The following is a 24419-nucleotide window of genomic DNA, read 5'->3' on the forward strand; positions in this document are numbered from 1 at the left end:
TACAGAGGGCGCAGAGCGCCCTCTGAAAGACCGTCAGCGCAGAGCGCTGACCGGCCGGCCGGGGGCCGGCCGAGGAGCCGGCCCGCGGGGCGGGCCGGAGGCCGGCGGGCGGTCCGGCCGTGAATTCGGTTTCTCTTTCCTGTGGTTGGGGTTAACGAATGGCTGGCTAGGTGGAGGGGGTTCCCTCGGTGGTCCTGGCGGGCCTTTTCTGTGGTTTCTCGACGGGTTTTCAGGTTGTCCCGGTGGTGTTTCTCTGCGGGTGGTCCTGATTTCCTGTGCTGCCAGATCATTCTAGGGGTTCGAGCCCCTGGAATTCAAGTTGTGCGGCGGGAATTGACGGGGTGTCCGCTTTCCGTGCCCGGGGGCTGCTCCGGCGGGGCCGGGGTGCCTCTTTGGGGGCTGTAGCAGCAGCCTACAGGGCTCTTGGCGGGTTGGGGAAGGGGTTCCCGGGCGTGTGGCGTTCGCGGGATTCTGTGCGGCTTTCCGGGGCGCATGTGGGGTGGCGTTAGATTCGGGGGTTCGCTGTTTGAGGGGGTGTTAGATCCGATGGCCCGGGGTGTTAGATCCGGGGCCGCCCCAATCGGCGCGTACGGGGCGGGTGTTAGATTCGCTGGTTGGGCGGGGGTGGGTTTCCGAGGTGGCGTTAGATTCGCGTTGTGGGCCCGCGGGGGGTGTTAGATCCGGAGTTGCGCGGGGGTGGGGTCGGGTGGTCGCCGGTGGGGTCGGGGTGAGTCGGGGGCGGGGCGGGGGTGTTGGTGGGGTTGGTCGCGGGGTGGGGGTGGCGGGGGGTGAGGTTTCTAGTTGGGGGTTGGTTTGGTTGAGCGTGTGGGGGTGGTCCCGTTCATGTGTTGCGTATTCACGATTCGATGTGTACAGTAGTTATCACGAGGTCGGGGGAACGAAGAACCGGCCGAGAAACCACCTACTGACTCCCTTGGAGGGATCTTCATGTCCGGTACCCAGACGTTCACCACCCCGGCCGGTCACACCTACTCGTACGCGGTCGAGACGGGCGAGAACGGCGAGTCGGTCTACGACCTGTCCCGCGTCCTCCAGGACGGGACCTTCCCGATCGGCACGGTCGTGGTCCACCCGAACTGGGAGCTGTTCCCCAAGGTCGAGGGTCTGCTGAACGTCCAGTTCGGCAAGGGCAGCGGGACCAACCGCCACGAGCGGACCGACGCCCCGAAGCTCGGCGACATGGAGCTGCCGTACGTGGTCGGCAGCCACCTGGTCAACCCGGCCGACCTGACCGCCGAGACGGACAACGGGGCCGCGCCGCTGCTGAAGTTCCGCAAGCAGATGCTCGGTTCGGCCTTCGAGACCAACTCCCCGGCCGAGAACGCCAGCCCGGACACCTTCGACAAGGTCCGCGACCTCGTCACCGCCCTGGTCACCACCTACCAGGCCGACAAGAACACCCCGGCCCGCGAGGCCACCTACACCAAGTTCCTCAACGCCCAGCGCGCCGAAGCCATCCAGGCCCAGATCACCAAGCTCGACGACAAGGCCCAGGCACTCGCCCTCTACCGCGCCGAACTCGTCGAAAAGCTCAACGGCTACAAGACCGCCTAACCCCCCAGGACACGGCCGGGCGACCCCAACCCCCCACAGGGGCCGCCCGGCCCGACCCCCCACCCCGGGGGCCCGCCACAGGGCCCCCGGGGGACCCCGAGCTACCGCACCGCCCAACACCAGTAGAGATGAGCCGAAGATGCCGCAGCGCAACAGCCAGCCTGAGATATCCGCCTGCCCCGGATGGGGCGAGGAGTGCGGCAACGAGACGGAGAGCGGAGCGGACCTCTGCCCCGACTGCCACATGGCACGGCTGGACGCGCAATCCCCCCGGATCCCCTTGTAGCCCTAGCCCGCGACGGCGGTAGTCCCAGACCAGGGCCGGGCGGCCCGACCCTCCAAGGGCCGCCCGCGCCCACCACAGGCCCGGCCCCGGCCCCGCACTCACCGGGGCCGGGCCGCCCCCGCCTACCGTCGGTCGCTCTGTTGCCTATTCTATTTTCATTGTGTAGTGTTATCACATCAGCCGGTCACCGCCACCCTGGGAGATTCCATGTTTGCCCTGCTTCGCCGTTCGCCGAAGGTCGCTACGCCCGTCACCGAGAAGTCGGCGATGTGCCCCGCGACCGGGCTTCCGTACGGTGAGCCCGGCTCCCTGGAGCGACTGACCTGGATTTTCGCCGAGCAGGACCTGGAGGACATCCAGGAGCGCATGGAGTACTTCGCGCAGCGCGCCGCCGCGCGTCCCGAGTCCGGCCTGATCGTGTCCATCATCAAGACCCCCATAGCCCGTCCGCACATCATCCGCATCGGGGACTTCGAGTCCGGCGGGGACCGGCGCGGCGGCACGTGTGTCGAGTGCGGGACGCACGGTGAACTGTCCGCGCTTCGGGACCTTGCCCGCGACGACCTCGGCTGTGGGGCGACTTGGTTCTAAGCACCGGGTGCCGCCCCGCCGGGGCGGCACGACCTGTTACGCCACCGAAAGGGACCCCTGATGACTGACAGCAAGATCACGGAGTTGCTTGCCCGCGCAGCGAGCGGCGACCCCGAGGCCGCCGCCGCGTTCATGCGAGCGCGGGCACTGCGACTGCACGCGGCGGAGCGCCTCAGCGCCAGCGGCCGGGCCGCCGCGCGGCGGATGCTCCGGGCAGCCTCGTAATCTCGCGCGCCGCTCCCCTCCCGGCGCGCCCCTCCCCCCGCCCCCCATGCTCGCGCCCCGCTCAGCGTTTCGCTGGGCGGGGCCGCTTGCGTTCCACAGCCCTCGGCGACCTGCTCAACTCCCCGACCCTCTACACACCGTTGCGGCTCTCCGCCTCATGCTCGCCGTCCCTGGGCCGTCCCGCTTCCGTTCTCCCTTCCTGTCTCGTGCTTCGTGGTCTGTCCGTGTCTCGTCTGTCGCTGCTCCCTCTGTTCCTCTACCTCTTCGGCTGTTGTGCTCTGCTGCTTTCCTCTCACTTGCTGTTGTCGCTCCGCCCGCTCTCGCTCTTCGCTGCTCCTCTTCCCCCTCTCCTCCCGTCCTGCTGTTGCTCCTCTTTCCCTCGCTCCCTCCCGTCCTGCTGCTGCTCTCCCATCCATGTCGCTTCTTCCTCCCCCCGCCGGCTTCCTCCTTCCTGTCGTTCGCCTGTGGCTCTTCGCTGATGTCCTCATTGCCCTTGGGGGTCTCGTAGAGAAGTAGTCGGCGCGTCCCAAGCCCCTTGACCGTCCCCCTGAAGTGCAGCTTTCCGTGTCGGGGGCGCAGCGTGGGGGCAAGTTGTGGGGCAAGTTGAAAGGCAAGCTGTAGAGCAAGTTGCAGGGCATGTTGTGGGGCAAGTTGTAGGGCAAGTTGGCTTTTGGCGGTGGTCTGCGGGGCCGAGTCCTGACTTTCGCGTGGGGGTGATTTCTCTCCCCTCCCCGGATGTCGGAGGGGGGAGAAATCACCCCCACGGCAGTTGCGTTCTCGGAGAGGAGAAATCTCCCCCCCCTTCCGGGGGGAGAGATTTCTCAGTGGCCAGGGGGGAGATTTCTCAGTAGCCGTGGTGGGGGAGATCTCTCCCCCTCTCGGGTGGGGGAGAGAAATCACAGTCCGAGGGAGTGGCTCCGGGAGGGCCGGCGCCTGCGCAGGTCGGGCGGGCAGTTCGGCGCCAGCGGTTCTGGCCGGCTGAGACGTCGTGGGGTCATGCTCCCTGCGGCGACACAGTGGTCGCGACCGGCCCGTTGTCGGCGATGCGCCCATCGAGGCAGAGCTCGCGGTAGCCGGACGTGTAGGTGAAGCCGTGGCCCTCACAGGTAGTGCAGTCCGGGGCGTGGGCGGTGGGGGCGCCGAAGCACTGGATTGGCTCTTGGTGGACGGCGGTGCCGTGGTGCTCCCAGGTGAGCACGGTGAGGACTTCGCCGGTGCCGTCGCAGCGCCCTGCGCAGTCGTGGGGATGCGGGTGGTCGTCTTCGTCCTGGTCGTCGAAGTCGCGGAAGGCGTCCAGGAGGTAGGCGCGGGCGCGTAGGTCGCTCAGGGCGGCCCGGCGGTCGAGGGCGCGCAGGGCGTGGCCGGCGGTGGCCGCGGCCGCCGCTGCGGCGTTGTCGGCCGGTGCCGCGGTGGCGGCCCAGTCGAGGAGGAGTCCGCGGGTCATGAGGTGTTGCCGTTGTTCGCTGGCGACGTCGACGGCGGGGAAGCGGGGTGTGAGGCCGAGGTTGGCCCAGGCGTAGGTGTCGAGCATTTGGCGGACCAGCCGGGGGCCGGATCGGCGGAACGGGCGCTGGTGCGGCAGAGAGTCGTCAGTGGCGTGGGGTGCTCGGTATGCGTGGCCATGGGTGTGGTGGTGGAGTCGGGCGTATTGGGCCCGCAGGTGGTTGAGGCCGTTGTGGGGGTGGTCGTCGAGGGCCAGGCCGTCGACCTTGCGGAGGAGGGCGCCGTGGTCGCGGGCGGCTTCGTAGAGGTCGGGGTCTTGGGTGCGCAGGGCGAGGACGTCGACGAGCGCGCCGGCGTGCAGGAGATGGAAGCGGCGCAGGGCGGGGACGGCGTTGCTGTCGGGGTCGTGTTCCAGAGTGTCGGTGAGGCGGTAGTGCGCCCAGCGCGCTTCGAGGATGAGCCGGGTGATGGACGGGCGTTCGTTGCGGTACGCCGTTACGGCGTGTTCGGAGCGTGACGGGCCTATTGGCGCAGCCGGTGAGGGCGAGGAGCGCGGCGGCCGTTATGGCAGTGCCGAGCGTCAGAGTGCGGGGCGTGGTCACGGTGGACTCCCGGAAGGTGTGTGGGTGCGCTCAACTGCTACAGGTGTCGTAGGCGAGCTGCGTGTGACACGGATGCGGAACTTTCTCCGTCGAGATCCACATTACACATTGAATTCTTAATACGCAACGCCCAGTTGAGCGCACGACCTCACTGGGCTTTCGTCAGGCGCTGGTTGGCCGGGACGGGGTAGGAGGCACCACTACGCGGCCCCGGTCAGCGAATGTTCTGGGTGATCCAGGCGATCACGCAGACGGCTGCGATGATCGCCCACATGCGCAGGGCGGCCGGATCTTTGGCGATCGGCCGGGCGTTGGATTCGAAGACCTCGACCGTCGGGATCATGCCAGCGTGAACGGCATCCCGGTGCTCATCCCGCTTGGCGGAGGCCTGGTCCTTGGGCAGCCATCCTGTCGTGACCCCGCACGGGCCGCACCCGTACCGCCATGCCACCGCGGGCTCCCCCTCCACTGGTCCTCTGAAGTGTGCTTCGACCGTACCGGGCGGCCGCGCGCAGCGGGACGAGAACAAGCCGGTAGGGCGCGGTAGATGGGCGCGATAGACGCATCTATCGCTGGGATAGATCCGCAGGTCAGGCAGTCGTAGATGCGGCTAGTAGGGGGTGGGTCTGCCCTCTGCCCGGTAGGGGAGTGGAAGCCGGGGGAAGGCCTGTTGTGAGCGCCGAGCCGCCCCCTCCGGACGGCGGCCGGCAGGGGGCGGCGGCGGGTGGTTCAGCCGGCTCCTGCAGGGGGCTGGATGAGGGTGATCTCGGAGGGTGGAGCGGGGGGCTCGGACGGGGGTGCGGTGGGGGCGTTCACGGCGTTCACGGTGAGGTCTGGGACCAGTTGCGGGGGTACGCGTACAGCCCTGCCGAGGGACTGCTCGAAGTCCTCGATGTGGACCCCGAAGTAGTTCCGGCCCCGGATGCCCATCTGCTTGCGCACGGGGATGCCGAGGGACTTGCACTTCTGCCTCAGCATGGGTTCGGTCCAGTCGGTCAACATCTCCTTCGCATGGAGGATCTTGAGGAGGGTGTCGGTGTGGACGCCCTTTCGGTCGCCCTTGGGATCCGTTCGGACGGCGAAGGCGACGTTGTGCTCGACGAACAAGCCGAACGCCGCGTCCGCTTCGGCCGGGCTGACGGTGAGCGGCTCCGCTCCGAGGTGCTCCTCCCCCGCCATTTCATGATCGTTTTGGAGGTCGGTGCTCGGTTGCTCCTCCTCGGCTGCGGTGGGAGCTTGGGCGGCTTCCAGGTCCTTCACGGTTCGGCCGGCCGACAGGCCGGTGCGGACGGCGACGGTCGTGACGAGGAGGAAGCCCGCGCCGCCGTAGGCGTACCAGAGCCCGGGATGCTTCTCCGCGAAGTAGAGGGCGACGTAGCCGGCGATGCTGAGGGCGAGCAGGCGGACGCCGAACCCGCCGCTCTCCTCATCGCCTCCGCGCAGCCAGGCGCCCACGTAGCGCAGCACGACCATGGTGGCGCTGGCTACGACGGGCACCTCGCGGACGAACGGGATCTCTTCCAGAGTGGGCCTGCGTCGTTCCCGCTTGGCGGTCTTCGTCGTTGGCCGGCTCTCGTCGGGCTTGCCGGTCATGCGCCGACCAGGGACAGCGCGGCGGTGGCAACGGCGATGATCGCCCGCCAGACAGAGCCCTGTGCCGCGGCCATGGCGGCGGCGGTGAGCATCCCCCACAGGGCACCGGTGAACGGCACGATGGGGGCGAAGGAGGACAGCACGAGCAGGATGATCACCACGGCAGTCATGCCGATGGATCCCAGATCGGGGTTCGCGGCGATCTGGCGCGGGATGTCCTGGACGGCGGTGCCGAGGTCGTGAGGCCAGGAGTCGGCGCGCAGGAAGGCGAGCTCGGCGAAGAAGCCGATGGCCTGGGCCGGGCCTCGGGCCAGCTTCTTCTTCCCCTTGCCCCAGATTCCGTAGATGAGCGTCACGATCAAGATGACGCTGACGGCGGTGGCAGACATCGGGCCGAGGGCGCTGGTTCCGGCCCCGGCGGCGAGCAGGCTGGTCACGGGTGTCCTTAGCCCTGATCCACCGATCCGGCATCTGTGGATAACTCTTCTTGAAACGAGGAAGTGCCTCGTGACCTGCGATGATGGGAGTTCTTCAGGCTTCCAGCACGCGCGATCAGCAAGGCACTTCCGAGATGCAAGTTTCCCATACGCCGGCGGCGGTCTCCGCTGTGTTCGATGATCCGAATCTGATCGCGCAGGTTGGGCTGGTCCCGGTGCTGCGGCTGGCCGAGCGGTGCGGGCTGTCGCGACTGGTGACGGAGAAGGTGAAGCTGACCGGGGCGAGGAACGGGGCGGGTGCGGCGGCGGACGCCAAGGTCACCAGCATCGTCGCGGGCATGGCAGCGGGCGCGGACAGTATCGATGACCTGGCGATGTTGCGTCACGGGGCGATGCCGACGGTGTTCGGAGGTATTCGCGCCCCGTCCACGCTGGGCACGTTCCTGCGTGCGTTCACCCACGGACACGCTCTGCAACTCCACGCCGTGCACCGCAGGTTCCTCGCCGCACTCGCCGCGCGCACCCCGCTGCTGCCGGGTGCGGGTGGTGAGGTGGCGTTCGTCGACGTCGACTCCACCCACAGGCGGGTCTACGGCCGGGCGAAACAGGGCGCCGAGTACGGCCGGTTCAAGGGCATCCGCACCCTGCACCCGCTCCTCGCCACGGTCTGCACCCCCCGGTCGAGGCCGGTGATCGCCGCAGTGCGGATGCGACGCGGCAAAGCAGCCGACTCCCGGGGCGCCCCGAAATTCGTGAGCGAGGCCCTGGCCACCGCCGCCGAGGCCGGCTGCACCGGGACCCGTATCCTGCGGGCCGACTCGCAGTTCTACAACGCCGGGGTCATCGCCGCCTGCCGCCGGGCAGGCGCCCACTTCTCGGTCACCACCGGGATGAACCCCTCCATCAAACGGGCCGTTCTCGGCATCCCCCACGACGCCTGGCAGCACATCAGTTACCCGACCGCGGTCCCCGACCCCGAGACCGGTGAACTCATCTCGGACGCCGAAGTCGCCGAGATACCCGAGTACACCGCGTTCACCGGCCGCAAGAAGGCAGATCGGGTCACCGCCCGGCTGATCGTGCGCCGGGTCCGTGACCTGGCCAAACCCGCCGTCGTGGGCGAGCAGGACGAGCTGTTTCCCGTCTGGCGCTACCACCCCTTCTTCACCGACCAGCCCGCCGCAACGCTGCGGGCCGAGCGGGAACACCGCCACCATGCCGTGGTCGAGCAGGTCATCGCGGACAGCAAGGCCTCGGCCCTGGCCCATCTGCCGTCCGGGCACTTCCACGCCAACGCGGCCTGGCTCACCCTGTGGGCGATGACCTACAACCTGCTGCGGGCCGCTGGTTCCCTGGCCTCTGCGTTCCACGCCAAGGCCACCACCGCTACTCTCCGCGCCCACCTGGTCCAGGTTCCGGCCCGCATCGCCCGCTCAGCGCGACGCGTCACTCTGCACCTGCCCCACAACTGGCCCTGGCAGCACGCCTGGACACACCTCTTCACCACCGTCCACGGCCCACCCGGCTGACCCGAACAGCCCCTGCCCACCCCGCCCACCAGGGCCCAACCGGAACCGAACCCGTGGAAAAGCTGGGCAGACCAGCAGATGCCGCCTGCCCACACCCAGCCACCAGCCCAAAGCGGACACAGAAATCGATCAGAAGATCACTCTCGAACCACCTCGGTGGATCAAGGCTTAGAGAGTGGGGGCGGAGAAGAGCAGGAGGGCGATTCCGGCGGAGGCGACCGGGATGTGGGTGAGGAAGCGGACTGCGGCGCAGAACGAGGGCAGCCGGTACAGCCACTTCTCGGTGAAGGCGGTGATGCCGCCGCCGACGACAGCGGCGAGCAGGACCACGCCGCCGCCGACGAAGAACGGGGTGGACGGCTCGGCGCTGCTGGCGGCGGCGTCGTGCATGACGGCGAGCGTCCACTGGGGCAGGCCGGTGTTCCACTGGGCGGTGAACATGCCCCAGCCCCAGGCGCCGGCGGTTGCGGCTGATCCGTTGTGGAGGATGAACCGCTGCAGCGGCGTGAGTGAGGCCCACCACGCGGTGAGGGAGCCGCGGTTGCGGCTCCGGCCGGCCCCCTCCCCTGCGGGTGCTGAGGAGTTCTGGCCAGTGCCGTAGTAGTGGTTGTGCACCTCGTAGGTGCCCGGGTCCGGCGCCTGCGGATCGTCGGTCTTCTGGACGCGGTACCAGTCGGGCTGGTCGCCTTCCGGCTGCGGGAGGTCGTCGTCGCCGGCCTCGGCGGCAGGGCCCTCGGCCTGGTCCTTGTCCTCGTGTCGGCGCCAGGGGACGCGGGGCGGCCACCCTCTCTTCGCCGCCTCACCCACGCGTCGCGTCTCGGGTGGCTGCGCCGGGTCTGCCGTGTCGTCCTGCTCCTCGGGGAGCGTCGGTTCGTCCGCCCGGGCCTGCTGCTCAGGGGGCTCCGTGAGGTCGATGGTCTGTCCGGGCGCGGGCAGTCGGCCGCCGCCGGGCTCCGCCGGGTTTCGCCGGGTGGCGGCGACGGGCTGCTGGTCCGGGGCGGGGTGGGCGGCGGGCTCGGGCTCTTCGTCGACGGGCTGCTCGGCATGACCGAGCGGCCGGACACCGATGCGGGACAGGACGCGGCGCAGCTGCGTCTCGTCAGCTCCCATGGTGTCCTCCGTCTCTGGGGTGGCGTGCGGTTCGCCCTGGATGGCGTCGTCGTGCGCCCGGCTGCGCCGGCCACGGGTGGAAGGGGTGGTACTCACTGCTCGCTCCCCTCGTGGGGGGCGGGGCGCCGCACGAGGGCCAGGCGGGGCAGGCGGTGTTGCGGGGCGCCGGCGGTCCGGGCCGGGCGGCCGGCGTTCACCTGGCGGCGGGCCGGTGCGATGAGGTCGAGGGCTTCGTTGACGTGCTGGTCGAAGGTGGCGGGCATGGGTGGTCCTCACGGTCGTGCTCGCGGGCAGCCTTCGGGCGCCCTGCGGAGCGGGGCGTCAGGTCAGGGCTGGCGGATGCCGGCTGCTGCGGGGAGGAGGAGGCCGCTGTCGTGCTGCTCGAAGTCGCCCACGGTCGGGTCGAGGGCGAAGCGCTCGTCGATGGCCAGCTGCTGGCCGGCCGGTGGCAGGGCGGGATCGAGGGCCCGGGGGGGGCGGCGGCCGGCTGCGGCGGCTCGTTCGCGAGGGCGAGGGCCTGGTCGAAGTGGTCCGGCTCCTCGCCGTCGGCGCCGTGCGCCGCGGGATGGGATGCCAGCGCCTCGGGCAGCCACTCGGCCTGCGTCTTCAGGAACCGCTTGGCCCGCGGGTTGCCGATGCCGAGGGCTTCGGCGCACTTGTTGATGCCCCAGGCGAACGTGCCGTCATCCTTGCGCGGGACGGTCTCGACGAAGGCGGCCATGACTTCCTCGTCGGTCTTCCGCTCCGCGCCCGGCGGCTCATCCTGCTCGGCGTCGACGTCCGGGTGCGGCGAGGCGGTGTCCTCGTCGTCACTGTCGTCCCCGGGCTCACCGCCCTCAGCCATCCTGGTCTTGAACTGCGGCTCTTCGTCGTTGGCGGGGTGGGATGAGGGCGCAGGATGAGGGTCGGCCGCCTGGGATGGGATGGTCGGGATAGTGCCGATCAGGGTGTTGAGGATGCCCTCGAACGCGGCGGGATTCCTCAGGTTCATCCCGGCGATGTCGGACTGGCGTACGCGCATCTGCAAGCGGGCGACGACGCGGTTCAGGATGGCGGGGTCGGAGCATCCTGCTCGTTCGCTGGCATCCTGTGCGCGGGCGTCGGCATGCATCTCGACGAGGCGGTATACCCAGCGCGTCATCCCGCCGGCTCGTTTGACCGCGTCCTGGGCACGGCGCAGCCGGTACCAGCGGTAGGCCGCCCGGGAGATGCGGACCTCGGCGGTGGCTTCCTCCTGGGCCAGGTCCTGGCGGGCGGCGAGCAGCAGCGCGACGCGGAAGGCCTCGACGGGGTGGAGCAGGCGCACCAGGGCGATGCGACGGTCCGGGCGTTCGCCCTTGTTGCGGGCGGCGCGGCGCTCCTCGAGCGAGCCGATCTCCCAGAGCACGGCCGCCAGGACCGGCCACACCGCGCGAACGGCGCCGCCGAGGAGGGAGGCGGCTTCGGACGCGGAGAAGACCGAGCTGATGCCGGCCAGAATCCAGAAGAGAGCTCCGGACAGGCCCGGCCCATCGCCGTCGCGGGCGCGGCGGCGGGCTCGGCGGCCGCAGACCATCGCGGCGACGTCCAGCGCGATGAAGGGCAGAAGGTCGAACGGGGCGTTCAGGCCCATCTGGTGGTGGCCGACCCGTCGCAGACCGGTGGCCGACAGGGCGGCCGCGGCCGCGGCGATGACCACGGTGAGGACGTCCTCGACGCGCCGGCCGCGGCGGTCGCCGGCCGCGGCGCGCTCGTCGTCGGTGAGCGCGGCCAGGGCAACGCGGCGCCGGCGCAGGGCGATCGCCGGCCCGAGGGTGAGGACGAGCGCCCCGAGGACGAACTGCCAGCTGCCGAAGAGTTCGGCCAGGGCCGCGCCATGGGGGGCGAGGTCGGGTGTCACGGGGAGTCCCTCCTGGCGAGGTTGCCGGCCGCCTCGGCGGCCCGGGCGCGCAGCTGGATGTCGCTGGGCGGGGCCGGGTCCTGGGTGACCCAGGCCTTGAAGGCGTCGCGCTCGAAGGTGAGCGCCTGGATCCGGGCCAGGAGCAGGACGGTGAGCGGGTTGATCGGCGGTACGTCAGCGCCTGCCGGGACGAGGACGGGCAGTAACAGGGCGTCGTCTCGGTGGGCGAGGGCGCTGACCAGGGCTCGGTTGAGGGCGTGTTCGTCGCCGGCGGGGTTCATGCCGCCGCCGTCCAGCCGGCCGTGCGACGGCGGGCCGAGAAGAGCTCGTCGCGGCGCTGTACGGCTTCGCTGATCTGCTGACGGTTCTTCTCGCGCCTGTCGGCACTGACCGAGTTGCCCATGTACTGGCCGGCGAGTCGCTGCACCTCGGCGGCCACGGCGATGCGGGCCTGCTGCTCCTCGGCGGCGCGCTCGTCCTCGGCGCGGGAACGGTCCAGCCTCTTGGTCTCCGCCAGCAGCCGGCGGTGGAGCTTCTCCGGCGCCAGGCCGCCACGGATCCCGACAGTGTCGTCGTCGCGGAGCGCGAGCTCGGCGCACGCGGCGCGCACCGGGCACACGGTGCAGTGGTCGCGGACCGTAATGGCGCGCCGCCGCTGCCAGTCGGCGTCCGGCTCGCCGTCCTCCTGGTAGAAGTTGTCGACGTCCGGCTGGACGGTGTGGCACACCGAGTGCGTGACGGCCCGGCGCAGTTGCGGGGCGCGCAACTGCTGGGCGATGAGGCGGCCGTCGTGGCCGGCGAGGTATCCGCCGGCGACGAGGCCGTCGATCGACTCGGTGTCCGCGACGTACTGGGCGATGTCGGCTTCGGTCGTTCCCCGGACTCCGCTGGAAGCCGGCGGGGAAGCTGCCATCATGGTGTTCATGCGTTCTCATCTCCTGTGACGGGTGGATGAGGCGCCGCGGCCTCCGGGGATACCAGCCCCGGGGGTCGATTGCTTTTTCAGGCCCCATCTGACTTAACTGATTGCGTCAGTTGAGTCAGATCATGCATGGCCATGCGGATCACGTCAAGGAGAAGGCGGTGGATCACGTGACGAAGCAGCAGTGGCTGGTGCGGCAAGATGTGGGCATGACGTCCCATCACCCGCACGAACGCGCCGCGGCGGCGCTGCGCGCCGACATCACGGCGGGCACGTTCGCCGCCGGAGAGGCGCTGCCGGGACAGCGGGAGCTCGCCGAGAAGTACGGCGTCGCGCAGAACACGATGGGGCAGGCGCTGCGCCTGCTTGAGGTCGAGGGCCTGGTCGAGATGACCCCCCGCCGCAGGACGCGCGTACTGCAGTCCTTCCCGCACCTGGAGGTGCGGGTCTCCGGCGACGGCCACCTCTGGCCGGTCGACACCGACAACCTCGGGTACAGCGACCTCCGCGCCGGCACCAGGGCCGTCAACCAGCAGGCGGCGGAAGCGCTCGCCCTCCCCCCGAGCGCACGGCTCTTCGAGCGCCAGGCGGTCCTGCTCCACGGCGGAGCGCCGTGGGCTCTGCAGACACTGCTCACCGCGGCCGAGCTCGACGCGGCCGGCGGCGGTCACGCCGTCACCGTGGACCCCTTCGTCACCGGCGCCGCACGCCGGGAGACGGGGCACAGCAGCCGCTGGTCGGCCCGGCCTGCGACGGCCGAGGAGAACGGACTGTTCAGGGGGCACGGCCTCACGGTGCTGGAGATCCGCAGAGTGGGCTATGCCAAAGAACGCCCGCATTCATACCTATTGACAGTGGTACGGGCGGATAGAGTGACCATCCTTATGGAAAGCGGCAGTTAGCGCCTCAGTTGGTCAACTTCCTCTCCTTGCGGCGTTTTTCAGTGCACGACAGACGGCCCGACGACAACGGTCCTAATGCGTGTGCACGGTTCGCCCCAGGGGATAGGCTGGCTTCCGCTTGATCCACTACACGCCTCACCCGCAGGCCCCAGGACGCACAGCGTCCAGTCAGGGCCCGGTGAACCGAGAACGCGGCTCTCTCATGACGTGAACCTGCTTGCAGCTCAAGGCACCGGGCGGGCTTCGCGCCGCGTCCGGGGCGCTGCCGCGGATGCTCGTCGGCATGGCCCGGTCCGGGTACGCGCAGCCCCTGGAAGGGGAAGTCGATGATCTCGTAGAAACTCCGGGCGGGCGCCTCTAGCAAAGGCCGCTCCTCGCCCTTCCCGCCGGCTTTGGAGTTAGCGGCTCCTCTGCCAGCCGTCACCGCTCAGTCCCGGGTTAGCGGCCCAGTCCGAGCGAAGGCCAGACCGAATCGGTCCGGCAATCACTGCCATCCAGCAGCAATCCCCCCGAGGGAGTTCGTCGTTTCCCGGGGCGACCCGGGAGAACTTGCAGTACAGCCATGCCCTTTGTCAGCTCGGACGCCACCGATGCACGTCGTTCGCGGCCATTTTTCGCCCGTCCGTGCCGACTGCACCACGCCGCGTGGCCGCTCGCGCGGGCCTGTGACCCGGCTGGGGGACACCTCCGTGCCGGGCTCGTCCGTCTCCCCTTGACCAGCGGCGCCGACACCTCGCTCACGGCGCCGACTCAGCAGTCCTTCCCGGGCCTGGCCAAGGGGGCCTGCCACCACCTAGGGCACCCCTTGACCTGCAGGTCACAGGCCCGTCAGGGATTTCCTCGGCCGGACTGTCACACCGTCGGCCTTTTCGACACCAGTAGCAGCTGAAGGGCCTGTTCCTTCAGTTCCCGTCCGAGTGCTTCTGGCCAGACCCCAAGATCGCGTCCCCCGGGGGACGCCGTCGAGACCCAGCGCACCCAGGTCGCCGCTCCGCGGTACCGGTGCGCCAGGAGAAGCGTGCCCAGCACAACCGCAGTACCGACCAATCCGCCGCCGGCTGGCGCTGCCGTGCGCCCGCAACGGCGCCAGCGGGTGAAGGTGCCCCTGCGCCTCGTCGTCTCTCCGCACTACGCCGACATCGCGGTGAGCGTGTACGTGAAGATCGCCGCGCTGGCCTTGCGCCCCGACGGGTACACGGCCGCGACGGCGACCATCGCGGAGTACCTAGGCGTGTCCAAGTCCTCCATCGAGCGCGGCATGACGCAGCTGATGCGGCCCGGGCCCAACGGTGTCGTCGAGCTGTCCTCGACCCGTCGTTCCCTGCCCGGCGGAAGCGGCACCTCGGCGCGGCGGCGTGTCCGGCCCCTGAGCTCGACCGAGCGGTTCGTGTGGATCCCGGTGGCCGCTGCCGAGGACCTCACCCCGCGGCATCTGCGTGCCTACGCGCTCATCGCGTACGCCCAGGTCCAGCAGATCCCCCTGACGGAGTCGGAGATCGCAGGGGCGCTGCACCACCACAGCGGTCGACGGGTCGGTCAGCCGCTGACGACCGCGGCCGCCGGCGAGATCGTCGACGAGCTGGAGGCGACGCGGTGGATCACCGTGGAGCGGCGGGCCTGTGCGCGCGGCCGCCACCGGTTCGTCGCCCATGACATCCCGCCCGACCCCTCCGCGGCACCGGGCTGTGGACAACCGGCCTCTACCTGTTCTTCGCCCTCCTCGACTTCTGGGTCTGGTGAGGGATCGGGTTCCTCGGCTGATGCGGGATCGCTCGCGACTAGGGAAGAACCTAAGACTGACCGACCTGATGACGAGCGCGCCCCCTTCTCACCCGCCGTTGGCGAAGTACAAGTAGATGAAGGTGTGGAAAACCCCGCTGCACAGCCGCCGCACGCCGGGGCCGAAGACGAGCTCGCGCTGCGCGCGGATGACAACCAGACCCCCTTGACCAGGCCCTCGGCCACCCCCTTGACCAAGCAGAACGGCACCTACGGCGGACCTGAGCTCACCATCAGCGCCCGGGTGCACGCAGTCCTCGAGCCGGTGCACTGGCTCTACCGGAAGACCAGCATCTACATGCAGCGGCGCATCGCCCGCGAAGTCGGCCGCCAGCTGCGCTCCGGCATCGACGACACCCGGCTTCGGCAGCGTCTGGAGACACGGGCCTGCCGGACCTTCACCGACGAGATCCGCGATCCCGGCCGGTGGCTCCTCGGGGTCGGCCTGCCGCACTGGGGCTGCGGCGTCTTCGACTGCGAGGCCGGCGTGCTGTGGAGCAGCGGCCACCGATGTTCGGTGTGCGAGGAGGTCGTCCACGACCGACGCCGAGCCGAGGCACTGCCCGAGGAGCCCGCGCCCCACCGCCCCGACCCGGTCGGCATCGCGATGCCTCCGGCCGCCCCCGCGGTTCCCCGCGGCCAGTGCCGAGGCTGTGGGTGCCTCGTCCTCCGGGTGAACCGCGCGGCGGAGGACGGGCTGTGCAAGAAGTGCAGGGACAAGCGGACGGGCGTGCCCACGGCTGCCGCAGTGCTCGCGGTGGCGCCGGAAGCCTGCACCGGATGGGACGGCGCGGGATGCACCCGCCCGGCACTCGGCACCGTCGGCCTCTGCGTCCGGTGCCGGACCCGCCAGCTGGAGTGCGCTGCATCGTGAGCCGCCGGCCGATCCGCGCAGCCGAGTGTTCTCGCCCGCCGGCGATGCTCGACCCGGATGCTCCCGGCGCATTGCACGGGCAGTCGACGATGCACCGCCACCGGGCTGCCCGGGTGGGCAGCCCGGTGGCCCCGACGGCTGGCACGCGACGGTCCATCCTCGCCCCGAAGGCGGTCACGGCGCCCGACGACCCGGTCGGGCCCTGACCCCGTGACCAGGGCTCGCGGCCACTGCGTTTCCCCTTGACCAGGGACCTGGTCAAGGTTGTGGCCGCAGTTTGAGACTGACCGTTGACCACGTGGGTGGCCAGTTGAATTTCCCCGCCCCCGACCACCTGACGGAGAGTCATTTGACCGTGATGTTGATGACTGTCCGTGACTAGATTCGGCCTGCCGCTTCCTTCTCGGATGCGTCACTCATCCCGTTCGGCGGTTCCCGCAACAGCTGGACCTAGCCCAGCGGGGAGGTGGGACACCGCCGAAGCGACTGCCTCCTCAGCTGTGGCAGCCTCGCCGATCACGACGGAATGGGGATGCGTCATCACGAGGTACGGGCTGCCGTTGTGCGACGGAGCGATGGCCACCTCCACATGGAACGGGAACCCGGTGCACGAGCTGAAACCAAGCGTCCAGTGACTGGAGAACACGTAAAGCTGTCGTAGCCTCGGCTCGGCATGCGCCGCTTCCACCAGCTCGCCGAACGCAGGGAAATCCGGGGCCTCGGCAGCCTGTTCCCGCATCGTGCGCCATTGCAGCTCCACGACTGCGGCCGGCCCGCGTTCGTGGGCCTCGGCGCGCTCACTGACGTGCAGAAACGGCAGCCCAGCCCGCAACTCCCGCAGGCTCCTGCCCTGATCCCATGCCGCACCAGCCCTGACGACATCGGCCAGGTCGGGCGTGGCTCCGGTGATGAGCTCGACCCCCTGGCCCCAGCCGGAAACGCCGAACCAGCGGTCATCCGCCCCGATGTAGACGGACAGCGGCCTGCGCCCCGGGATTGACGAAGCGATGCCCGCCGAAACAGGGGACCCTCCATCGTGAGGCACCACCGTGAGATCGATGCCGAGTTCGGCGGCAAGCTGTTCCAGCGCGGCAGCCAGGTCGGGATAGAGATCAGAGTTCACCTCCACAGTCTGCCGTCGCAACGCCACGTGAGGAACGACGATCAGGCGTGCAAGGAGATGGAACCGTGTGCGCGTGACTCCGTGTGTCCGCCGCTGCCGGCCTGGGGAACCTTACTGGCCACTGGTAAGGACCGTGAGCGGGGAACCGCTGGCCATACACGGGGAAAGGATCTTGGCCGTGACGCCGGTTGCGGATTCGAGTCCTTGCCGCAGACGTTGGTTCTCCAAGGTGATGCGTTGGATGTGCGCGGCGGCGAGAGTGAGATGGTCATTGAGCTCGCGATTGCGCCGTTTGAGCTTGGCATTCCGAGCGACGAGCTCGTCGTAGCGGCTCGGTCGATCCGGTGTCGATTCCATGGCCGGACTGGTTGACCAGGGACACCTCCTGGTTCCAGGTGCTGCCCCCCACCCGGGGCCCGGCCTCATCACGGCGACGCCACTGATGAAATGCGAGGTGATCGGCCTCCGTGGCGTCCTACCATGGCTTTCCACCGCGGGCGAAGTGCAGGAAGTTCAAGAAGCGGAGCAACGCCCTGGCCCGGTTGGCGTTGCTGTTCCACGGCGCGATGAGCAAGTTCGCCTGAATGAAGTACGAGTTGAGTATTGCCTCGTACGCAAACGTCGGCGAGAGCAGGAACGGCAGGCCGTCCGGCAAGCCCTCCTCGTCCAGCCAATCCACGTAGTCGTCACGCAGTTCACGCAGGAAGAAGGGCATGATCGCGGGCTCGGGAAGCTCCCGGTTCACGAAATGCACGGGCCAAGGCGGTTGGCTCAGTGTCGGACCGCACGGAAGATTTCAGTGGGCGGAGCTGTGACCTGGGCACTGAAATCTTCCGTGCGGCGCCTCGGAGCGGTGCGAGCGCACCGATCATTTCAGGTGGCCGTGGCGTTGCTGCCTTCGCTGCGCCATGTGTGGGCGGTGGTCAGCGTTTGACGCGGCTGCGGACGGCGAGGACGGCCAGGCCGAGGAGGACGGGTTCGGCCAGCCGGGAGGTCATCTCGGTGTAGGTACCGGTGGTGGTGAGGTCCTGGCCGGAGGACCGGAAGATCACCGAGTTGATCACTATCCTCAGGGCCTTCTCGAACCGCTCGGTGGTGACACGCTCTGTCCAGGGGCCGGTGGGGTTGACTGGGTCGGGGGTGTCGGTGGTCAGTGTGAGTGTCTGCCCGACGGTAACTTGGCGGCCGGTGGTTTCTTGCTTCGAAGCTTGAGCGGGCAGGCCCCACAGCATCATGACGGCGACGGTGGCAGTCATCGCCGCAGCCAGCCAGGCCAGGGCCCGGGAGGCACGCAACCCATACCCGGCCAGCGCCCAGTACACAGTCAGTAGGGCGCGTTCGGCCCAGAGGGTGCCGGTGCGGTCGTGGCGGCGCATCTCGCACTCGCCGTAATAGAAGTCAGCAGCCCCGGGCTCGTTCTTGCTGTCTTCAAGGGCCTTGCGCAACTGTCGGTAGAGCGCGGCGAGGGTCTCAGGGCCCGGGATACGTGCCAGCCCCAGGTCATACGGCTCGGGCTGCCACTCGCGGACACTAGGCTCATAGCCGGCGGCGGGGTGGCCTGCGGCGGCGGCCCGCCAGTGGTGTTCCTCGACGAGGGTGCGGCGCCTGGACCAGCGCAGGGGCACAAGTCCGCGGCGGTGCCAGCCGATCGGGGGGCGGGCGAAGGTGGTGCGGCCGTCCATGCGGAGTTGGTCCAGGTGCACCGCCCCGACGAAGCGGCACTCGGACAGGTCCACGTCGGTCAGGGCAAGGTGTGCGGCGTCCACCCCGCTCAGGTTTCTCACCCGCACGCTGGCGTCCCTGCCCGTCAGCACCTCCTCGGATAGGGGGCGGGCTAGCGGGCCGGTGAAGGGGGCCGGTTCGGCTGCCACGGTGATCGGGTACTCCAGCATCGTCCCGCTCAGGTCCACTTCGGTATGGCGCAGCCGCAGCGCGGCCGTGGACGCAAACCGAGTCCGCGTCAGCCATAGCTCTCGCGCGGCGATAACCATCGTGACCGGCGCCTCGAAAACCGCACTTCCCAGACGCACCGCGCCGCCGCACACCAGCGGGCCCAGCCATGGAGCGTCCTTGAATCGGGCCCCGGTGAACATGACATCGCGGGTGAAGGTCGCTCCAGGGAACTGGACGGCACCGGTGAAGGTAGCTGAACCAAAACTGGCGTTGCCAGTAAAGGCCGCCCCGCCGAACGCAGCGGTGCCGGTAAAGGTTGCCCCGTCAAACCAGACGGCGTAGGTGAAGGTCGCCTGATTGAACGTGGCGATACCGCTGAAGGTCGCCTGGTTGAACCAGGCGGCGTAAGTGAAGGTCGCCCCGTCGAACGAAGCGCCGTGGTTGAAAATCGCTCCGCCGAATCTGGCGGGGCCGGCGAAGGCTGCCCCGTCGAACCGGGCATGGCCGAGAGTGGGATGTTGGGTGGTGGGGTCGCGCAGGGCGTCGAGTAGCCGGGCCAGCAGGTCTTCGCTGAAGGGGGTGCCGCGGTGGTCAATGTCGGCGTCGGGGGCCAGGGCAGCGAGGTAGGCGGTGCGGTCAGCCTCCTGCACGTGGGCCAGGCAGGCACTATGTCCCGGAACGTGGATGCCGCGGCAGCCGACCGGGCCCTCCTCATTGGCACCGTGGCCGCAATGCGGCCACGGTGGCGTGCTGGACGGTGGTTCGGGCGTTGCAGACGTCATGCCCTAGAGACGATCAGCGCGGTCAGGCAGTTGCCCGTTGTCCCAAGGGGCACGGTACTGAATTCGCAGAGGCGCTACTGAAGGACGCACTGAAAGGATCTGTGCGCTACTGAAACTTTCTCTGCTGTTCGACACTCAGCACGCGCGGAAGCTAGCACCGGTCGATGACCGCTCGCTCACAATCAAGGGGAAACACGGATGTCTCGAGCAGGCCGATCTCTCGTCCTGGCCAATCGGCAACAGCCTCCGGTGTTTTGGTCTCTCACCGATGTTCTCCGGCCCGAGGCGAGTACTGCGCGCTGCATCCGGTCTCGCACTGCGGTGCACGCGGGCCCGGGTGCACCGCATCCGGCGGTGCGGACGGGCCTGCCACCATCACCTCCACGATGCCGGGCATCCCCCCTCTCAGACATCGGATGCACCGCATCGAGTGCACGGCCGGGCGGGTGTTCGGCATCGGGTGCGAGCATCGCCAGGTCCCAATGCCGTGCACCCGATGGCCGACTCGGATCGGGCGGTACCGTGCATCGCGCCCCTGATGCGGGATATCGAGAGTCGAGCCAGCAGTGCACCGCACCGTCCGCGGACGGCATCCGCTCCGCCCGGCACCCGCCCTCGTCGTCGCGCCCGAGCGCTGATGCGAGCAAGGTCGGCGAAACGCGGGCAGACAGCGCGGTGGATCCCCCGCGCCCCCTTGAACAGACCCCCGGTCCACGGCTTAGGCGTGCCCTACCCCCTTGACCAGCTTCGCCCCGGCCCCCTTGACCAGGGCTATGCCAGACGGTGTTTCCCCTTGACCGGGCCTCAGGTCAGGGGGAAACACCCTGGCCGGAGGAGAGGGGCAGAAGGGGCGCAGCCCGGCGGCCGGGCGAGGGCCGTCGGCCGACAGCGGGCGGATGGGATGGAGGACGGTGCAGGCGGATGTCCTCGCCCGGGCCGTCCGTCCCGGCCGGCGATGCGCTCGGTGGAGTGCCCCGGCCGGAGTGACATCGAGCGAGGCGGTGCACCGCATCCCTCGCGATGCACGATGCGCGATCCGCATCGCGATGAACGGGTGGGTGCACTCAGCTCCGGAGCGTCCGATGCGTGCGCCACGGGTGCCAGTGCGGCCGGATGCCGATGCGGTCGCGGCCAGCACCCGCCGTGTCCCGATGCGAGTGCACTGCACTCGTCGGCCGGCGGTGCAGTGCCCCCTTGACCACACCCCGTTGCGCGTCCCCCTTGACCACACACCCTTGCCCGGCTGTTCCACTCGGCACCAGAGAGCTGTTTCCCCTTGACCGCGCCTTGCCGGCATCGCCGTCAGACCGCGGTCAAGGGGGGCCTCGGGAGTGTGAGCGCCATCGACACCCGATGGCGAAAGGACGGACACGGACGTGGCCACCACCCAGCTCACCCCGGCGCTCGACTCCTCCGAGTCGGTGACCCGCTACACCACGATCTCCCTGATGAACCGCGACTGGGACGTGCTGTGCCGCGACCTGCGTGCCGCCGACCGCGTCGCCGCGTGGGCCGAGGAGCACCTGGTCCTCGTCGGCGCCGCCAACCCCCAGGACATCGTCGACAAGATCTCCGACTACTACCGCCGCGGCGACTTCGACAGCCACGACCGCGTGATGCACCTGCTGGTCGAGCGGGCCGCCGGCGAGGGCTTCGACGGCCACCTCGCCTGGCGGATCGCGGTACGCATCCTGCTGCCCAAGGCGGTCTTGATGGCCAAGACGCAGCGCCGAGCCGGGCTGTCGTGGGACGACGTCTGCGCAGCCGTCCTCGGCGCGGCCTTCGAAGTCATCCGCACCTACCCGCTCGACCGGCGGCCTCGGCGCATCTACAACAACCTCGCCCTCGACACCCTGCAGTTGGCCCGGCGAACCCTGGCCGCTTGCGTCGACGAGGTGGAGGAAGTCCAGGACTTCGCCGCCCGTGTTGCACCGCTCGCAGAGGCCGAGTGCCACACCCGGTACGCCCACATGGTCTCCAGCGCAGACCCGGACACTCCCCACGCCACGGTCGAGCTCGCGGACCTGCTGATGCGCGCGGCGCAGATGGATCTCGTCGACGTCGACGAGCCGGCGCTGTCGCGTCACGAGGCGCGGACGGAGGTCCTCGACCTGCTGCTGTGGGCGGTGGAGATCGGAGCGCTGAAGGAGATCGAGGCGCAGCGAATCGCCCGCTACTACCTGTCCGCCTCGGTCCGTCCCGAGCAGCAGCACATGACCACCCGGTCCATGGGCCACGAGGGCGCCCTGCTGCGGCAGCACGCCAGCCGCGCCGTGCGGACCCTGCGCACGAAGACGGACCTCGCCCAGTACCGGGCCGCCGCGTGAACCCCGCCGTGGCGGCGGCCGGTTCGCTCCTGGATCGGCCGCCGCGGAAGTCGCTCGAAAAACCCCGGCCCGACTGTCACACCGCGGGCTTCTTCAACACCTGTAGCAACCGAGAGCCCCGCCCAGAGCGGTGCCGCCCCACTGAGACCCGCCCCCACCCCTTCTCGGCTCCGGGAGAACCCACGTGACCACGATGTCCCCGGCCGGCACCGGCCGACAGCTCCTCGACGCCGACGAGGCACGTGTGGCGCGCGCCTCGCGCGACGTGATCAAGATCGCTGCCGCTCTGGTGAGCCGGCCGATGGACCGCGAACTGCACGAGCAGATGCGCGCCTTCCTCACCAGGGAGTCAGAGCCTGCTCTCGCATCGTGGGACGTCCTGGTCGCCCGTACTCCCGACGAGCTCAAGGAGCGCATCTCGACGGTCCTGACCGCCCAGGCCCTGCGGAGGGCCTCGTGAAGCGGGCGCGCCGTCAGCGAAAGTCGGACAAGAAGAAGCAGTTCGTCGACGCGGAGGCCTGGGACGAGGAGGTTGAGGAGCCGCAGGACACGCTGGCGGCCGAGCCTGATGAGACCGGGTGGAAGACGAGCACCGCTCACCTGTCCGGGATCACCCGCCTGGTCCGCCTCGGTGCGTGGGCGCTCGTAGCGTCGGGCCCGGTCTTCGGTGTTCTGGCGCTGCTCGGTTCCTCGGGCCCGGCCCAGGGCGTCACCGAGCCAGTCGCGGCTGCGACCCCGGCGTCGCAGACCGGTCCCGCCGGCTTCGCCGAGCTGTTCGTCGCCGCCTACCTGCAGGCCGGCCAGGGCACCGAGCGCGAACTGGCGCCGTACTACTCCGGCTCCGTCGCGCTGTCGGTGAAGCCCGGCACCCGGACGGCCACGCAGTCGACCGTGATCGCATCCAGGGAGGTCCAGCCCGGGTACTGGTCGATCACCGTCGCCGCCGACGTCACCACCCAGGACGACAACGGCAAGGCCAAGCGCGTGGGCGTGCAGTACTTCCGCGTCGGCATCCAGACCACCAGCCCGGCCGGCGCCGGCGGCACCGCGAAGTCGGCCGCGGCCACCACGGGCTACGCGGCGACGTCCCTTCCGGCACAGGTGGCCGCGCCCACGGCGCTCCAGCCCGGCGCCCTGGCCTACGAGTCGGAGCGGGGGTCCAGCAGCACGGACCCGGCAGTCGAGACCGCGCGCGGGTTCCTGTCGGCGTACCTCGCCGGCACGTCCGAGCTCGACCGCTACACCTCCCCCGGCACCTCCCTGCAGGCCATCAGGCCGGCCCCGTACACCGCGGTCAAGGTCACCGGTGTCCGGGACGACTCCCCCAGTTCCGGGCAGCAGAAGGTGCCCGCCGACGGGACTGTGCTGCACCAACTGGTCCAGGTCGATGCGACGGACCAGGCGGGAAGCCCGGTCTCGCTGAGCTACGCGCTCACCCTCAAGTCCCGTGCCGGCCGCTGGGAGGTCGCGTCCGTCGACGACGCCCCGGCCATCCGCGCGAGCAGCGCGCCGTCCGCGGCGCCGCACATCACCCCAACCCTCGACGCCGTGGCCATAACGCCCACGCCGTCGAGCTCCTGAAGAAAGAGGAACCGTTTCATGCACACCCTGGCCGCCTACCCCGACCACGTCGTCCTCGCCGGCGACGTCCTCGACTGGGCCAACACGAAGACTGGCCAAGTCCGCACCCTCGTCCTCACCGTGGCCGCACTCATGGCGATCGTCGCCGTGCTCATGGCCTGGTGGAAGACCCGCTCCTTCGTCGGCACCCTCGTCGCCTTCGTCCTGGCCGCTCTCGTGCTGTGGGGCATCAGCAACCTCTCGGTCCTGCAGACCAAGGTCGGCTCCGAGATCAACGACACGGGCACCAACGCCATGTCCATCCACCCGGACGGTAAGACCGGCCCTGGGGGAACTGGCAAGGACTGGCAGCTGTCGTGAGCGCCTCCGAGGAGGAGCTGATCGGCCACTCGTACACACGAGCCCGCAAGCACCCGCTGGTCATCGGCAAACTCCCGGGAGCCGGCCGGCTCCCGGGAGGGCCCTACACGATCACCCAGGTCATGACCATGGTGATCAGCTTCGGGCTCCTCGTTCTGACGAGGGACCTGTGGGCCCACTTCGGCGCCATGAACTTCGTGCTCATGGTCCTGGTGCCCTGGGGCCTGGCCTGGGTGCTGCGGTACGCACGCCTGGACGGGCGGGACCCGGCCCGGGCGGTCCGGAGCCTGTTCATCTATTCCTCCACCCCGGCCCAAGGCCGCTTGGCCGGCAAGCCGCAGCGGGTCGCTCGACCGCGACTGGCGTCCGCCACCTGCACGGTGCGCGTCCGGTCCGCCGAGCGGCCCGCCTTGGCGGCGGCGCCGGCCCCCGCCACAAAGCCGACCCCCGCGCCCATGCGAAAGATCCGTCCGGCCGCCGCCACCGAGCCGGCCCGGAAGACCCGTCCGGCCACGGCACCGCCCGCGGCTGCGGGCCGCCTGGAGCCCAAGACCGGGCTGCAGTCCCTCCTCGCCTCACTCGACGAGTACTGACCCGACCCGATCG

At 69.7% G+C, this 24419-nt stretch carries 23 protein-coding genes; 12 read left to right on the top strand and 11 right to left on the bottom strand.

Going from position 1 to position 24419, the window contains the following annotated elements:
- Positions 1 to 948: 948 nt before the first annotated feature.
- The 3 genes from OG293_RS39550 (at position 949) to OG293_RS39560 (ending at position 2677) form a co-directional block, all read left to right on the top strand.
- Complete coding sequence (locus OG293_RS39550; protein ID WP_331751964.1) at positions 949 to 1575, top strand: hypothetical protein; 627 nt, start codon at positions 949 to 951, stop codon at positions 1573 to 1575.
- A 493-nt stretch (positions 1576 to 2068) separates the two neighbouring features.
- Positions 2069 to 2452, top strand: a complete 384-nt coding sequence (locus OG293_RS39555) for a hypothetical protein (RefSeq protein ID WP_331751966.1) — start codon at positions 2069 to 2071, stop codon at positions 2450 to 2452.
- 60 nt (positions 2453 to 2512) lie between these two features.
- Positions 2513 to 2677 carry a hypothetical protein gene (locus tag OG293_RS39560; protein ID WP_331751968.1) on the top strand — a complete coding sequence of 55 codons (165 nt, stop codon included), beginning with the start codon at positions 2513 to 2515 and terminating at the stop codon, positions 2675 to 2677.
- Positions 2678 to 3671: 994 nt separating this feature from the next.
- On the opposite strand, the gene OG293_RS39565 is transcribed toward OG293_RS39560, so the two are convergent.
- Positions 3672 to 4208: a hypothetical protein gene (locus OG293_RS39565; RefSeq protein ID WP_331751970.1), complete on the bottom strand. Its 537-nt coding sequence runs from the start codon at positions 4206 to 4208 to the stop codon at positions 3672 to 3674.
- Positions 4209 to 4292: 84 nt separating this feature from the next.
- Between OG293_RS39565 and OG293_RS39570 the strand changes: the two genes are divergently transcribed.
- Positions 4293 to 4637, top strand: a complete 345-nt coding sequence (locus OG293_RS39570; RefSeq protein WP_406003877.1) for a hypothetical protein — start codon at positions 4293 to 4295, stop codon at positions 4635 to 4637.
- A gap of 299 nt (positions 4638 to 4936) precedes the next feature.
- Here OG293_RS39570 and OG293_RS39575 read toward each other — a convergent pair whose 3' ends face one another.
- From OG293_RS39575 to OG293_RS39585, 3 genes are all read right to left on the bottom strand, one after another.
- Complete coding sequence (locus tag OG293_RS39575; protein ID WP_406003878.1) at positions 4937 to 5173, bottom strand: hypothetical protein; 237 nt, start codon at positions 5171 to 5173, stop codon at positions 4937 to 4939.
- 278 nt (positions 5174 to 5451) lie between these two features.
- Complete coding sequence (locus OG293_RS39580; RefSeq protein ID WP_331751976.1) at positions 5452 to 6315, bottom strand: hypothetical protein; 864 nt, start codon at positions 6313 to 6315, stop codon at positions 5452 to 5454.
- Positions 6312 to 6752, bottom strand: coding sequence for a hypothetical protein (locus OG293_RS39585; protein ID WP_331751978.1), 441 nt, complete (start codon positions 6750 to 6752; stop codon positions 6312 to 6314). Before OG293_RS39585 ends, OG293_RS39580 begins: the two co-directional genes overlap by 4 nt.
- Positions 6753 to 6886: 134 nt before the next feature.
- Between OG293_RS39585 and OG293_RS39590 the strand changes: the two genes are divergently transcribed.
- Complete coding sequence (locus OG293_RS39590; RefSeq protein WP_331752533.1) at positions 6887 to 8281, top strand: IS1380 family transposase; 1395 nt, start codon at positions 6887 to 6889, stop codon at positions 8279 to 8281.
- A 168-nt stretch (positions 8282 to 8449) separates the two neighbouring features.
- Here OG293_RS39590 and OG293_RS39595 read toward each other — a convergent pair whose 3' ends face one another.
- The 4 genes from OG293_RS39595 to OG293_RS39610 all read right to left on the bottom strand — a co-directional run bounded on the left by OG293_RS39595 (position 8450) and on the right by OG293_RS39610 (position 12195).
- Positions 8450 to 9487, bottom strand: coding sequence for a hypothetical protein (locus OG293_RS39595; protein ID WP_331751979.1), 1038 nt, complete (start codon positions 9485 to 9487; stop codon positions 8450 to 8452).
- Positions 9488 to 9584: 97 nt separating this feature from the next.
- On the bottom strand, positions 9585 to 11270 hold the full coding sequence (locus tag OG293_RS39600) for a DUF2637 domain-containing protein (protein ID WP_331751983.1): 1686 nt from the start codon (positions 11268 to 11270) through the stop codon (positions 9585 to 9587).
- On the bottom strand, positions 11267 to 11551 hold the full coding sequence (locus OG293_RS39605) for a hypothetical protein (RefSeq protein ID WP_331751985.1): 285 nt from the start codon (positions 11549 to 11551) through the stop codon (positions 11267 to 11269). The genes OG293_RS39600 and OG293_RS39605 overlap by 4 nt, the downstream gene beginning before the upstream one ends.
- Positions 11548 to 12195, bottom strand: coding sequence for a WhiB family transcriptional regulator (locus OG293_RS39610; protein ID WP_331751986.1), 648 nt, complete (start codon positions 12193 to 12195; stop codon positions 11548 to 11550). Before OG293_RS39610 ends, OG293_RS39605 begins: the two co-directional genes overlap by 4 nt.
- 158 nt (positions 12196 to 12353) lie before the next feature.
- On the opposite strand from OG293_RS39610, the gene OG293_RS39615 reads away from it, so the two are divergent.
- Both OG293_RS39615 and OG293_RS39620 read left to right on the top strand, forming a co-directional pair.
- Positions 12354 to 13094: a GntR family transcriptional regulator gene (locus OG293_RS39615; protein ID WP_331751988.1), complete on the top strand. Its 741-nt coding sequence runs from the start codon at positions 12354 to 12356 to the stop codon at positions 13092 to 13094.
- Positions 13095 to 14112: 1018 nt separating this feature from the next.
- Positions 14113 to 15747, top strand: coding sequence for a hypothetical protein (locus tag OG293_RS39620; protein WP_406003879.1), 1635 nt, complete (start codon positions 14113 to 14115; stop codon positions 15745 to 15747).
- Between the two features lie 412 nt (positions 15748 to 16159).
- Here OG293_RS39620 and OG293_RS39625 read toward each other — a convergent pair whose 3' ends face one another.
- From OG293_RS39625 to OG293_RS39635, 3 genes are all read right to left on the bottom strand, one after another.
- Positions 16160 to 16870 (bottom strand): DUF6193 family natural product biosynthesis protein, encoded by a 711-nt coding sequence (locus OG293_RS39625; RefSeq protein ID WP_331751995.1) that lies wholly within the window; start codon positions 16868 to 16870, stop codon positions 16160 to 16162.
- Between the two features lie 475 nt (positions 16871 to 17345).
- The gene (locus OG293_RS39630; protein ID WP_331751999.1) at positions 17346 to 17615 is read right to left on the bottom strand and encodes a hypothetical protein; all 270 of its coding nucleotides are present in this window, start codon (positions 17613 to 17615) and stop codon (positions 17346 to 17348) included.
- Positions 17616 to 17793: 178 nt separating this feature from the next.
- On the bottom strand, positions 17794 to 19413 hold the full coding sequence (locus OG293_RS39635) for a pentapeptide repeat-containing protein (protein ID WP_331752001.1): 1620 nt from the start codon (positions 19411 to 19413) through the stop codon (positions 17794 to 17796).
- A 1508-nt stretch (positions 19414 to 20921) separates the two neighbouring features.
- On the opposite strand from OG293_RS39635, the gene OG293_RS39640 reads away from it, so the two are divergent.
- From OG293_RS39640 to OG293_RS39660, 5 genes are all read left to right on the top strand, one after another.
- Positions 20922 to 21872 (top strand): hypothetical protein, encoded by a 951-nt coding sequence (locus tag OG293_RS39640; protein ID WP_331752003.1) that lies wholly within the window; start codon positions 20922 to 20924, stop codon positions 21870 to 21872.
- A 193-nt stretch (positions 21873 to 22065) separates the two neighbouring features.
- Positions 22066 to 22332: a hypothetical protein gene (locus OG293_RS39645; protein WP_331752535.1), complete on the top strand. Its 267-nt coding sequence runs from the start codon at positions 22066 to 22068 to the stop codon at positions 22330 to 22332.
- Positions 22329 to 23453, top strand: coding sequence for a conjugal transfer protein (locus tag OG293_RS39650; RefSeq protein WP_331752005.1), 1125 nt, complete (start codon positions 22329 to 22331; stop codon positions 23451 to 23453). The genes OG293_RS39645 and OG293_RS39650 overlap by 4 nt, the downstream gene beginning before the upstream one ends.
- Before the next feature lie 18 nt (positions 23454 to 23471).
- Entirely contained in the window at positions 23472 to 23813 is a 342-nt protein-coding gene (locus OG293_RS39655) for a hypothetical protein (RefSeq protein ID WP_331752007.1), read from the top strand.
- On the top strand, positions 23810 to 24406 hold the full coding sequence (locus tag OG293_RS39660; protein WP_331752009.1) for a hypothetical protein: 597 nt from the start codon (positions 23810 to 23812) through the stop codon (positions 24404 to 24406). The genes OG293_RS39655 and OG293_RS39660 overlap by 4 nt, the downstream gene beginning before the upstream one ends.
- Positions 24407 to 24419: the final 13 nt, after the last annotated feature.

This window comes from Streptomyces sp. NBC_00829, from assembly GCF_045161795.1.
Lineage (GTDB): Bacteria > Actinomycetota > Actinomycetes > Streptomycetales > Streptomycetaceae > Streptomyces.